We start from the raw sequence: 12,736 nt of genomic DNA on the forward strand, positions 1-12,736 counted from the left end.
ATATGCAATTTATTGCAATTTTTATGCAAATTGTTGCGATTTTTGTTGAATGGAGTGATTGCAGCAGAATTCTATAAACTATTCACAGAATCCTGTAAAACAAAGGGGAGCATAGCTACCTATCTTTGTTATAGTAAAATAAAGATAATTATGAACAATAATATAGAAACGATATCAATGCCAGTTCTGGGTATGACTTGTGCATCATGTGCAGTTAGTGTTGAATCTATTATAGGAGCACAGCCGGGTGTTGATAAAGCAGAGGTTAACTATGCCACTCAATCAGTAAACGTAACTTATCACCCAAATGAAATACAGCCAGACGCTTTTCAAAAAGCTGTGCAGTCTATTGGCTATGATCTGATTCTTGAACAGGAGGGAGCCAAAGAACTTCAGGAAGAAACTCAAAGAAATAATTATGAGGCTTTAAAAAAACGGTTGATCTGGTCTGCAATACTGACCCTTCCGGTAGTAATTATTGGAATGTTCTTTATGCATATGCCTAATGGCAACTATTATATGCTTGCTTTAACTACTCCTGTCTTGTTTTTCTTCGGTCGTGTGTTTTTTATCAATGCCTGGAAGCAAGCCAAACATGGTAAAGCCAATATGGATACTCTGGTTGCTTTAAGTACAGGTATCGCTTATATATTTAGTGTTTTCAATACTTTTTATCCGGAGTTTTGGTACAATAAAGGACTTGAACCACACGTCTATTTCGAAGCGGCAGCAGTAATTATTGTTTTTATTATGCTGGGCAAATTGCTAGAAGAAAGAGCAAAATCCAATACTTCTTCCGCCATTAAAAAACTGGTTGGTTTACAACCGAAAACTGTAATTATAGTCACCGAAAATGGTGAAAAAGAGATAGCCGTTGCTGACGTACAGATCGCTGATCAGATTTTGGTGAGGTCTGGAGAGAAAATCCCTGTGGATGGAGTAGTTTATGAGGGGACTTCATTTGTAGACGAGAGTATGATTACCGGGGAACCTGTAGCGGTAGCAAAGAAAGGGGGAGATAAAGTATTTGCAGGAACAATTAACCAGAAAGGTAGTTTTAAATTTAAAGCAGAGAAGGTAGGGGGTGAAACCATGCTAGCTCAGATTATAAAGCTAGTACAGGATGCTCAGGGCTCTAAAGCTCCGGTACAGAAACTAGTGGATAAAGTTGCTGGCATATTTGTACCCATAGTTATCTTAATTGCTATCATCAGTTTAGGTGCCTGGTTGCTATTTGGTGGTGAGCATGCATTTACGCAAGGTTTACTTGCTATGGTTACCGTATTGGTGATTGCCTGTCCTTGTGCGTTAGGCCTGGCAACGCCAACGGCCATTATGGTAGGTATAGGCAAAGGTGCAGAAAATGGTATCCTTATTAAAGATGCCGAAGCTTTAGAGCTTGGACATAAAGTGAATGCAGTAATCCTGGATAAAACTGGAACAATTACTGAGGGAAAACCTGAAGTAACCCATATAGAATGGGCAACTGAATTACCTAAAGATAAATCACTATTAAAAGAAATATTAGTGGCTCTTGAGCAATCTTCTGAACACCCATTAGCAGAAGCAATTGTAAGTAAGCTAAAAAGCGATGGGGCAAAAGGAGCCTCAGTAAGTGGTTTCGAAAGTTTGACTGGTAAAGGAGTGATGGCTGTATTTGAAGGAGATAGGTACTGGGCAGGAAGTCATAAAATCCTTGCTGAACAAAATGTTCTGGTTGATGCTGCTTTGCAGGAAAGGGTTACTGCATTACAGCAACAAGCACAAACTGTAATTTTCTTTACCAATGCTTCACAGGTACTAGCCATTGTGTCTATTGCGGATCAGATTAAGGCAGGTTCGGCTAAGGCTGTCGCCGCGTTAAAAGCTGAAGGAATTGATGTTTATATGCTTACTGGTGATAATCAGCAAACTGCTGCCTCGGTAGCTGGACAGGTAGGTATTGATCATTACCAGGCAGAAGTCTTACCATCAGATAAATCAGACTTTGTGAAAAAGTTACAAGCTCAGGGGAAAGTTGTAGCTATGATTGGTGATGGTATAAATGACAGCCAGGCCTTAGCACAGGCAGATGTTTCTATTGCGATGGGTAAGGGCTCTGATATTGCGATTGATGTAGCTAAAATGACATTGGTGTCGTCAGACTTAAAACAAGTACCAAAAGCATTGCGTTTATCAAAGCTTACAGTCAAAACAATACGTCAGAATTTGTTCTGGGCATTTATTTACAATTTAATCGGCATACCAATTGCTGCCGGACTATTATATCCGGTCAATGGATTCTTATTGAACCCAATGATTGCAGGTGCGGCAATGGCACTAAGTTCTGTATCTGTTGTAAGTAATAGTTTGAGGCTGAAATTTGCAAAACTGATGTAGAATTTACTAAATAATCAAATTAATAATCATTAATAATTATATCATGGAAACTTTAAAATTCAAAACAAATATCAAGTGCAGTGGATGTATAGCAGCCGTAACACCTTTTCTAAACGATTTACCTGAAATTGAAAATTGGGCAGTAGATACAGATAATCCGGAAAAGATACTTACTGTTGAAGCAAGTGATGATTTAACGGCAGAAACTATTGTTAAAACTATTGAAAAAGCTGGTTACATAGCCTCTGAGGTTTAAGTAAATACTTTAAACATAAGGCTATATAACTTGAAGTAAAAAACGATATGTAAAAAAAGAGCGGAATTATATAAAAATAATTCTGCTCTTTTGTTAATCTTTGTAAATAATGAAAAGAATATTGCTTACCATATTTGCCGTTTTTTATCTGGGGATTTCCAGTGGGGCATCTGTGCATTTTCATTATTGTATGGGAAAGCTGGTGAGCTGGGGATTGGAAAAACAATCTGATAAGATTTGTGATTTCTGTGGAATGCCCATAAAAGACACTGATAAAAAATCATGTTGCGAGGATGTAGAACAGCAAGCTAAGGTTGAAAAATCTCAGAAAGCTGGTCAAACCGTTTACAAATTTGAATCCTTTTCTACTGCAATTCTATTACCCGAATTTTATATAAATTATAAGGTATCTATACCAGTAAAAATTACAAGGGAAGCATTAAGCAATGCACCACCAGAAGGACAGGGAGTTCCTGTTTACCTGAAAAACTGTACCTACAGAATATAATACCCTCTTTCTTTTTTTGCGCTAATGTGCATTATAAAGCAGTATGTGCTTTACCCGGGCAATAAATACGCTGCTTTTATCAATTCATTTATTTCAAATTTCTTCAAAATCAATTCAGATGAAATCATTAAGAATTCTTTCGGTGGTCGCGTTGACTTTCCTTAGTAGTGCTGTATTTGCACAATCAAAAACAGACAAAATCAAGGTTTTAGGTAACTGTGGAACCTGTAAACATAAAATCGAAACTTCACTTAAAGTTCCTGGTGTCAGTTCCGCAGAGTGGGATAAAGCTGCAAAGGTGCTGACAGTAACTTACGATGAGGCAAAAATCAATAACAAACAGATACAGAAGAAAGTTGCTGCTGTAGGTTATGATACGGAGCTGTTTAAAGCCAAGGATAAGGTGTATAACAAACTGCATAACTGCTGTAAATACGACCGTACTGGTAAAACAAGCGAAACGCACTAAAAAAGATAGAGGGTTATTAAAAAAGGATTTTTAAATGGTACATAAAATTATAGAATGGTCGATGCACAATCGCTTTATTGTGCTGGTGCTATCTGCCCCGTTATTTATATGGGGCGTATTCTCCATACAAAAGAACCCGATAGATGCAATACCTGACTTGTCAGAAAACCAGGTAATTGTATTTACGGAATGGATGGGTAGATCACCTCAGTTGATTGAAGATCAGGTGACTTACCCCTTGGTTACTAACTTGCAGGGGATCCCTAAAATTAAATACGTAAGGGGATCGTCCATGTTTGGTATGAGTTTCATTTATGTCATCTTTGAAGATGATGTAGATGTTTATTGGGCTAGAGAGCGGGTATTGGAACGTATCAGTACAATTTCCAGGACCTTACCTGAAGGTGTTGCTCCTCAGCTGGGACCTGACGGTACGGGGGTAGGCCATATTTTGTGGTATACGCTTGATGCGCCTGATATGGATTTGGGAGAACAGCGTGCTATACAAGACTGGTATGTAAAATTTGCCTTGCAAAATGTGCCAGGTGTAAGTGAAATTGCCTCGTTCGGTGGTTTTCAGAAACAGTATCAGATTTCAATAGACCCCAATAAACTATTGTATTATAAGTTAAGTGTGCCTCAGGTGATTGCTGCTGTAAGAAGTAACAATAACGAATCAGGAGGGCGGAAGTTCGAAATGAGTGATATGGGGTATATCATCAAAACATCAGGTTACCTTAAGTCGCTAGACGAGATTGCCAATATTCCGGTAAAAAACCAAAATGGTACACCAATTAAAATTTCTGACCTCGCTACAGTGCAGATGACGGGAGAAACCAGACTGGGCATATTTGATCAGGACGGTGAGGGGGAGCGTGCAGGTGGTATCGTGGTCATGCGTTACGGAGAAAATGCAGCTGAGGTAATTGAAAGAGTAAAGGCTAAAATGGAAGAGGTTTCTAAAGGCTTGCCTAAAGGAGTGAAGTTTGATATTGTATATGATAGGGGGGAGTTGATTAAGGAATCTATAGCGTCTATAAAAACTACGCTGATCGAAGAGATGATCGTAGTATCATTAATTGTATTTATTTTCCTGTTTCATTGGCGTAGTGCATTAAGTATCATTATCCAAATCCCAATTACCATCGCAGCCAGTTTTATATTGCTTAATGCTTTTGGAATTTCATCAAATATCATGTCGCTAACGGGTATTGCTCTGGCAATTGGTGTTATCGTTGATAATGGAATTATCATGAGTGAAAATGCTTATAAGCACTTGGCCGAACGTTATGAAGTATGGGAAAAGGATCAAAATAAAACAACAACATCATGATCAAGTGGTTTAAAAATATATTTAAGAAATCTCCGGATTGGATTACTGAAGAAGATCGTCTTGCAGTAATTACCAAATCCAGTAAACAGGTTTCAAGAGGAGTGTTCTTTGCAACAGTCATTATCATCACTTCATTTTTACCTGTATTTATGTTAACAGGACAAGAAGGTAAGTTATTTCATCCATTGGCTTTTACCAAAACATTCATCATGATTGTTGATGCTTTGTTGGTTATTACGCTTGCTCCGGTTTTAATCTCCTTTTTTATGAAAGGGAAGTTTAAACCAGATAGTGCTAATCCGGTAAACAGAGTATTGGAAAAGGTTTATGAGCCGATCATCAGAACGGTGTTAAAATGGAGGAAAACAACAATAGCCATAAATATTATTGCATTGTTGATTACCATTCCCTTGCTTAAAAATCTGGGTACTGAGTTTATACCGCCATTAGATGAGCAGAGTATTTTGTTTATGCCGGTAACATTACCTGATGTTTCAAATGCAGAAGCTAAAAGACTTTTGCAGGTTCAGGACAAAATTATTAAGTCGGTGCCTGAGGTAGATAAAGTACTGGGGAAAGCTGGAAGAGCAAGTACAGCAACGGATAATTCACCGATGAGTATGATTGAAACGATCATTACGCTGAAACCAAAAAGTGAGTGGCGCGAGGGGATTACCAAGAAAGATATTGTGAATGAGCTGGATGCGAAGTTACAAATTCCAGGTGTGGTGAATGGTTGGACACAGCCTATTATCAATAGAATTAATATGCTTGCAACGGGAATTCGTACAGATGTAGGTATTAAAGTGTTCGGACAAAATCTGGATACTATTGCATCTGTTTCTGAAAAGGTAAAAGCTGCATTAGAAGGCACTCCTGGAGTGAGTGATTTGTTTGTTGAGCCAATTACTGGCGGCAAATACTTATCTATTGATGTTAAAAGAGAAGAATTGGCCAGGTATGGTTTAAATGTAGATGACGTAAATCAGGTTGTAGAATCTGCATTAGGTGGTGCCACAGTTGGTAATACAATTGAAGGCAGACAAAGATTTTCGATCAGCGTTCGATTGGCCCAGGAGTATAGAAATAGTGTAGAGCGGATTCAGAGAATTCCTATTCAGTCGGCCAGTTTCGGTGAAGTCCCTTTATCAGCAGTAGCTGATGTTAAATTTGAGGATGGTCCGCCAATGATTAGTTCTGATAACGCCATTTTACGTGGTGCCGTAATGTTTAATGTAAGGGATAGAGATTTGGGTAGTACTGTGCAGGATGCAATGGAAAAACTAAACATGGAAAAAGGTATTCTTCCTGAAGGATACTTTTTGGAATGGAGTGGACAGTACGAAAATCTGATCCGTGGTAAACAAACATTAATGTGGATAGCTCCTGTAGTACTTGTCATCATTTTCTTCTCTCTTTACTTTGCATTCCACTCTGTTAGGGAGGCTTTTTTAAGTCTGATTACTGTTCCTTTTGCATTAATAGGAGGGGCATATATGATTTATTTCTGGGATGTGAACCTATCAGTGGGTGTTGCAGTTGGTTTTATTGCTTTGTTTGGTATTGCTGTAGAAACGGGTATTGTAATGGTGATATACTTGAATGATGCCATGCACCAGCTAATTAAGCTAAGGGGGAACTCAAGTGAAACTATTTCGAAGGAAGAGTTAAGAGAGTTTGTGGTTCATGGAGCAGCCAAAAGATTACGACCAAAACTGATGACTGTCTGTGTGTCTTTATTTGGTTTGGTGCCTGTATTATGGGCAACAGGTGTAGGGGTAGATGTGATGCAGCCTATTGTGCTGCCAATGATAGGCGGGGTATTAACCTCATCAACGCATATTTTACTCGTTACCCCATTGATCTTTTTAATGTCCAAAGAGTATGAATTGAGGAAATATGGAAAACTGGAGGTGCATGATGTACATCATTAAAAAAATAACAGTTTTACTCCTGCTACTGCCTTTTTATGGAGTAGCACAGGACGTTCAGGTTTTGTCGCTGGATACTGTTTTGCAAAGAATAGACAAAAATAATTTATTACTACAAAGCTACGGACTGAAAGCTGAGAGTTATAAACATGCTGCGAATGCAGCAACTGCCTGGATGGCTCCTATGATTGGTGTTGGTACTTTTATGACCCCATATCCTGGTCAAAAGTTAATGGACGACGGCGATAAAGGTTCCGTAATGGTACAATTGGAACAAGACATTCCAAACATGGTTAAGTTAAATGCTAACAAACGCTTTATTGAATCAAAGAGCAAGGTAGAAAATGAAACCAGGGGAATAACATTAAACGATTATAAATCACAAGCTAAACGTTTGTATTTCGGCTGGCTGGTTGCGCAACAAAAGATTAATGTGTTGAAGCATAATGAGAATATTATGCGGATGATGAAAAAGATTGAAGAAATCAGGTATCCTTATAACCAGTCGAAATTAGGTAGTGTTTACAAGACTGCTGCTAAATTGGAAGAAAATAGCAATATGATCAGGATGCAGGAGGGAGACATTGCTCGTAGCAGAGCCTGGTTAAATAGTCTGATGAATATGAAGGGGAATAGTAGTTTTATGATAGATACTACTTTCCAGCCTGTCTTTGTTCCTGCTGCAAGTATTGATACAGGGAGCCTGGCTCTGGCAAGAAATGACATCAGGAAAATGGATTATAGTATACAATCTATGCAACTGAATATTGAGGCAATGAAAAAACAGAGCCGACCAGATTTCAAACTGAGATTTGATCATATGTCGCCCCTAACTAAAATGATGCCTAAGGCTTATAGCGTGATGGGGATGGTCAGTATTCCTATTGCTCCATGGTCTTCAAAGATGTACAAATCTGAAGTGAAGGGGATGGAGTATGAAATTCAGGCAATGGGTAAAGAGAAAGCAGCCATGTTGCAGGAAACCCAGGGTATGTTATATGGTATGCAGTTCGAAATCCAATCTATGCTGAAAAGAATTGAAGCAATGGAAAATAAGATTATTCCAAGTCTGCAAAAAACGCTTGATGTTAACTTTTTAAGTTACAGGGAGAATAAAATGGAACTGCCTGAGGTAATTGATTCATGGGAAGCGCTGACCATGATGCAGACGAATGTGTTAGATGAGAAATTGAAACTTTATTTAATGATTGCTGATTATGAGAAAGAATTATATCGTTAGGCGTATTACACTAAAGGCTTACAGTCTTTTAGCGCTGCTGATGATCGGTGTGTTTTTCATCAGCTCATGCAATAGTAATGAAAGTAAGAAAGATGGTCACCATGATCCCGGTACTGTAAATATTGATAGTAATCTTGCTCATTTATTGCAACCATCAAACGAACAGGTGGTGTCTACTTTACCTTTAATTAAGGCAGAGCATGGTACTAAAATATTTATTGAAGAAGCACAAGGAATCATTAATTATGATACGCGTAATCAGAATAGTATAGCTAGTCGTGTAAGTGGGAGGATTGAGCGTTTGTTAATAAAGTATAATTATCAGCCGGTTCGTAAAGGTCAGCTCATTATGGAGGTTTATTCTCCTGACCTCGCTGCGGCACAACAGGAACTTTTGTTTTTGAAAGATACCGGAAATGATATGCAGTTGTTACAAGCATCAAAACAAAGATTAATGTTGCTTGGAATGAGTGCTGATGCTATAAATAGGGTGTTGAAAACAGGAAAAGTTAATTACCGTATACCAGTATATAGTAATGCAGATGGTTATATTTTGGAGCAATCGGCAGTAACTTCAGCAAGTTCTGCTCCCACTACTCCACCAACTGCAACTGGAGGAGATGGGATGAGTGGGATGGGGGCTTCATCGTCAACTTCAGCGGTTGCTTCTAACAGTGCTTCTGCTGCGGTAAATACACCTGTGTTGCTGCGTGAAGGACAGTATGTTAATGCAGGTCAGTCACTTTTTACGATTTATAATGCTGATCGGTTGATTGCAGAGTTTTCATTAAAACCTGCTCTAGCTGCATTGTTAAAAAAAGGAGACAAGTTTTTGTTTTATAAAACAGCAGATAAAAATACAATTGTAAGTGCTTCACTAGGTATGATTCAGCCTGTTTTTAAAAACGGTGAAAACTTTACTATCGCCAGGGTTTACTTGAATAAACCCCGTTTTAGGGTAGGCGAATTACTTACAGCACGTATTCCCGTTTTATTACCCGCATCATTGTGGCTACCTGAAGCAGCAATAGTATCACTTGGAAATCAGTCAATACTGTTTAAAAAGGAAGGTAATGTAGTAGTTCCTAAGGCAATTAAAACGGGCGTTACTATCGGAGGAATGGTGCAGGTTAAAGAAGATATTAGCAGCTGGGAAGTTAGTGCAAATGCAGCCTATCTGGTAGATAGTGAAAGTTTTATTAAGGAGGGGTTTAAAAAATAGAACTATGGAACGCAAATTATTTATAAGAAATATAGCTTTAATAGCAATAGCTCCATCAGTGCTGCTCGCCGCTTGCAGCGGTGAGAAAAAAAAAGATGCAGGAACAGCTAAAGAGAAACAGCAAACTTTTACCTGTCCTATGCATCCGCAGGTTATTAAGAATGAGATGGGAACCTGTCCGATTTGTGGAATGGACCTGGTACCGTTCGAAAAAAATAGTAATGATCTGGTATTGAAAATAGATGATAAGCGTCAGGCCCTGGCGAATATTACAACAATTATCATTGGCGAAAATACTCTATCAGGAGCTAAACAGCTTAATGGCAGACTTACGGTTAACCCAGAGCAAAGTAATTATATTTCTAGTAGGATTGCAGGTAGGATTGAACAGTTGTATATCAGAGAGACAGGTGTAAAAGTAAGTAAAGGACAACCATTATATAAAATCTATTCTGAACAACTGGCAACATTACAGCAGGAATACCTGATGGCAGTTGCTCAGGAAAAACAGTTTCAGGGAGATAAAGTGGAACGTCAGATTGTGGCTTCTGCAAAACAGAAATTACTGTTGTATGGACAATCAGAAAGTCAGCTGCAACAATTGCTTAAAACACAAAAGAAAGATCCTTTTGTTATGTTTCATGCGCCAGAAAGTGGTGTGGTCGCCGAGTTGTCGGTAACACAAGGGCAATATGTGGTTGAGGGGAGTCCCATCTTAAGATTAGAGGGGTATGGCCAATTATGGGTAGAAGCGGATGTTTATCCGGCCGAAGCCTCGAGAATAAAAGTCGGACAAAAAGTAAAAGTTGTTGTTGCCGGTTGGGAAGATCAGCCTCAGGAAATGGTAATTAATTTTATTACCCCATCATTGCAATCGGGAACCCAGCTGACACAGGTTCGTGGAAGCATTTCGAATCCAGGCAATCAATGGCAGCCGGGTTTACAGGCTAATGTTTTTCTGCCTTCAGCAAATAAAGGAAATGTATTGACATTGCCGGTTGATGCTGTAATCAGAGATGGGAAAGGAATGCATGTATGGATTAAAACTGGTAAAGAAACTTTTGAGCCAAGATTGGTAAAAACCGGTACAGAGAATGATAGTCAGGTTGAAATATCAGAAGGTTTAAAAAATGGAGATCAAGTGGTAATAACTGGTGCTTATTTGCTGTATAGCGAGTATGTGCTTAAGAAAGGAAAGAACCCAACCGAAGGACTTAAATTAACTAAATCATAAATATAAAAATCAAAAAGAAGATGAAAACAGTAACTAATTTTGTAATTGCTTTAGCTGCAGTAACGATGTTTGCAGCATGTGGAAATACCCAAAAACCAGCCGATGCAGATCCTCATGCAGGACACAATCATGCCCCGGGAGAAGGCCACGGTGCTCCAGTTGAACAAACTACAGCATCAACAGTCAGTCTGAAAGATGATAAACTGAACGCAGTTTATCAACATTATATCCACCTGACTACAGCACTTGTAAATGGTGATATGGCGGAAGCTAAAATAGCTGCGGCTGCAATTGAACTGGGTTCAAAAGAATTAAGTAATGGAAGTGCTTTAGCTACATTGGCAGGTAAAATTGCAGCCGCAGCAGATATTGAAGCGCAAAGGACTTTACTTTCCGATTTGAGCAATGACTTCATTACAATGGTTAAAAGCACCGGATTAAGTTCGGGTGAAATATATGTAGAGTATTGTCCGATGGCAATGAATAATAAAGGTGCATATTGGTTAAGCAACGAGAAAGATATTAAAAACCCTTATTATGGTGAAAGCATGTTAACTTGTGGAGAAGTAAAAGAAACGATAAAATAATTTTTCAGATAGCTCTGCCGTTTAGTATCTTTAGTGAAATACTAACTTTCTATCTATGAAAAAATTAACTTTTATATTGCTGTTAACAGTAATTTCCGTTGCGGCATTCCCTCAAAACAAAGATGCTATTATTGGTAAATGGATCAATTCATCTGGTGAAGCTCATGTTGAGATTACTAAAAGAGGAGATAGATACTTCGGTAAGATTGTTTGGTTAAAAGAGCCTAAAGATGAAAAAGGAAATAATAAAACAGATATAAAAAATCCAGATGAAAGTTTAAAGTCGAAACCTATCCTTGGACTTGAGATTCTTAAGAATTTTATTTTTGAAGATGGAAAATGGACCAACGGTAAAATCTATGACCCTAAGTCAGGCAAAAATTACAGTTGTAATATGACTTTGAAAAGCAATGATATATTAAATATGCGTGGATATGTTGGCGTTTCATTGCTTGGGCGATCTGAAACCTGGAAAAGAGTTAAATAAAAAAATGGGATCATCTTTGGTGATCCCATTTTTTATAAATGTTATTCTATAAAATGCTAGCTCATTGAGAATAAGCCGAAAGGATTACCTTCAGTATCTACACATATGGAGATAAAGCCGAATTCACCAATTGAGAATTTTGGTCTGGTAACGATACCACCAGCACCGGCAATACGACTTTCCTCTACACTACAATCCTCACAAGGGAAATAGACCATTGTATTGACGCAGGCTCCATCACCTTCCTTAGTTCCTGCCATTTCAACTAAAGCACCAGAAACTCCCTGGTTTTCAGGTGAAGAGAAAAAGGCCATTTTCATGTCGCCGGTATCTTCAGTTGGATCCGACATATCCGTAAAATTTGTGCCTAAAACAGCATTGTAAAATTTCTTTGCTCTATCCATGTTCTTTACATAGATTTCAAACCAGCAGACAACGTTTTGATTCATATTATTGGTTTTAATTTTTAAACTATTATGTTAATCAAATGTAATTGGAAACTCTGAATTTTGATATGCCGAATACGCCATAATATAGGTGTAATCGCGCCAAAAAAGATTAGTATTTTTGTGGTATGATAAATAAAGTTCACCACATTGCCATCATCTGTAGTAATTACGAAGTTTCTAAGGCATTTTATACTGAAGTATTAGGTTTTACAATTGTTAGAGAAGTTTATAGAGCCGAGCGACAATCTTATAAGCTTGATCTGGCTGTAAACGGTGTTTATACGATTGAACTTTTTTCTTTTCCAGAGCCGCTGAAAAGGCCTTCAAGACCTGAAGCTACAGGTTTAAGACATTTAGCTTTTGAAGTGGATAACCTGCAGGAGGTAATTATGACACTTGAAGAAAAAGGAATAGTAGCTGAACCAATTCGAATTGATGAGTTTACAGGTAAACGCTTTACTTTTATTGCCGATCCTGATCTGCTTCCTATAGAGTTTTATGAAGTTTAAATTTTTTTAGACGTACACAATAAAACGATTATTTGATCGTCTATATATGTGAGAGCGTTAATTTAGATAGCGGGGATACGGTGGATTGCTGTATCTCCGTTTTTTTATAAGCTTTTTTAAATCAAAAATATG

Annotated in this window: 13 protein-coding genes; 12 read left to right on the forward strand and 1 reads right to left on the reverse strand. The window is 38.1% G+C overall.

Annotation, left to right across the window (positions count from 1 at the left end; all coding sequences use genetic code 11):
- Positions 1 to 150 precede the first annotated feature (150 nt).
- The 11 genes from WC623_RS16365 (at position 151) to WC623_RS16415 (ending at position 11,646) form a co-directional block, all read left to right on the forward strand.
- On the forward strand, positions 151 to 2,379 hold the full coding sequence (locus WC623_RS16365; RefSeq protein WP_372853016.1) for a heavy metal translocating P-type ATPase: 2,229 nt from the start codon (positions 151 to 153) through the stop codon (positions 2,377 to 2,379).
- A gap of 43 nt (positions 2,380 to 2,422) precedes the next feature.
- Positions 2,423 to 2,635: a heavy-metal-associated domain-containing protein gene (locus WC623_RS16370; RefSeq protein WP_372853018.1), complete on the forward strand. Its 213-nt coding sequence runs from the start codon at positions 2,423 to 2,425 to the stop codon at positions 2,633 to 2,635.
- A 109-nt stretch (positions 2,636 to 2,744) separates the two neighbouring features.
- A complete protein-coding gene (locus WC623_RS16375; protein ID WP_372853020.1) occupies positions 2,745 to 3,143 on the forward strand; it encodes a hypothetical protein in 399 nt (132 codons plus the stop codon).
- A gap of 118 nt (positions 3,144 to 3,261) precedes the next feature.
- A complete protein-coding gene (locus WC623_RS16380; RefSeq protein ID WP_372853022.1) occupies positions 3,262 to 3,612 on the forward strand; it encodes a heavy-metal-associated domain-containing protein in 351 nt (116 codons plus the stop codon).
- A 34-nt stretch (positions 3,613 to 3,646) separates the two neighbouring features.
- Positions 3,647 to 4,945, forward strand: a complete 1,299-nt coding sequence (locus WC623_RS16385; protein ID WP_372853024.1) for an efflux RND transporter permease subunit — start codon at positions 3,647 to 3,649, stop codon at positions 4,943 to 4,945.
- The gene (locus WC623_RS16390; RefSeq protein ID WP_372853026.1) at positions 4,942 to 6,879 is read left to right on the forward strand and encodes an efflux RND transporter permease subunit; all 1,938 of its coding nucleotides are present in this window, start codon (positions 4,942 to 4,944) and stop codon (positions 6,877 to 6,879) included. Before WC623_RS16385 ends, WC623_RS16390 begins: the two co-directional genes overlap by 4 nt.
- Positions 6,863 to 8,116: a TolC family protein gene (locus WC623_RS16395; protein ID WP_372853028.1), complete on the forward strand. Its 1,254-nt coding sequence runs from the start codon at positions 6,863 to 6,865 to the stop codon at positions 8,114 to 8,116. Before WC623_RS16390 ends, WC623_RS16395 begins: the two co-directional genes overlap by 17 nt.
- Positions 8,094 to 9,338 (forward strand): efflux RND transporter periplasmic adaptor subunit, encoded by a 1,245-nt coding sequence (locus WC623_RS16400; protein ID WP_372853030.1) that lies wholly within the window; start codon positions 8,094 to 8,096, stop codon positions 9,336 to 9,338. Before WC623_RS16395 ends, WC623_RS16400 begins: the two co-directional genes overlap by 23 nt.
- Positions 9,339 to 9,342: 4 nt before the next feature.
- Complete coding sequence (locus WC623_RS16405) at positions 9,343 to 10,572, forward strand: efflux RND transporter periplasmic adaptor subunit (protein WP_372853032.1); 1,230 nt, start codon at positions 9,343 to 9,345, stop codon at positions 10,570 to 10,572.
- A 20-nt stretch (positions 10,573 to 10,592) separates the two neighbouring features.
- Positions 10,593 to 11,159 (forward strand): DUF3347 domain-containing protein, encoded by a 567-nt coding sequence (locus tag WC623_RS16410; protein WP_372853034.1) that lies wholly within the window; start codon positions 10,593 to 10,595, stop codon positions 11,157 to 11,159.
- A 55-nt stretch (positions 11,160 to 11,214) separates the two neighbouring features.
- A complete protein-coding gene (locus WC623_RS16415; protein WP_372853036.1) occupies positions 11,215 to 11,646 on the forward strand; it encodes a DUF2147 domain-containing protein in 432 nt (143 codons plus the stop codon).
- Between the two features lie 56 nt (positions 11,647 to 11,702).
- On the opposite strand, the gene WC623_RS16420 is transcribed toward WC623_RS16415, so the two are convergent.
- Complete coding sequence (locus tag WC623_RS16420; RefSeq protein WP_372853038.1) at positions 11,703 to 12,095, reverse strand: VOC family protein; 393 nt, start codon at positions 12,093 to 12,095, stop codon at positions 11,703 to 11,705.
- A gap of 125 nt (positions 12,096 to 12,220) precedes the next feature.
- Between WC623_RS16420 and WC623_RS16425 the strand changes: the two genes are divergently transcribed.
- Entirely contained in the window at positions 12,221 to 12,604 is a 384-nt protein-coding gene (locus tag WC623_RS16425) for a VOC family protein (protein WP_372853040.1), read from the forward strand.
- The last annotated feature ends 132 nt before the right edge of the window (positions 12,605 to 12,736 follow it).

This window comes from Pedobacter sp. (assembly GCF_041645105.1).
GTDB lineage: Bacteria > Bacteroidota > Bacteroidia > Sphingobacteriales > Sphingobacteriaceae > Pedobacter.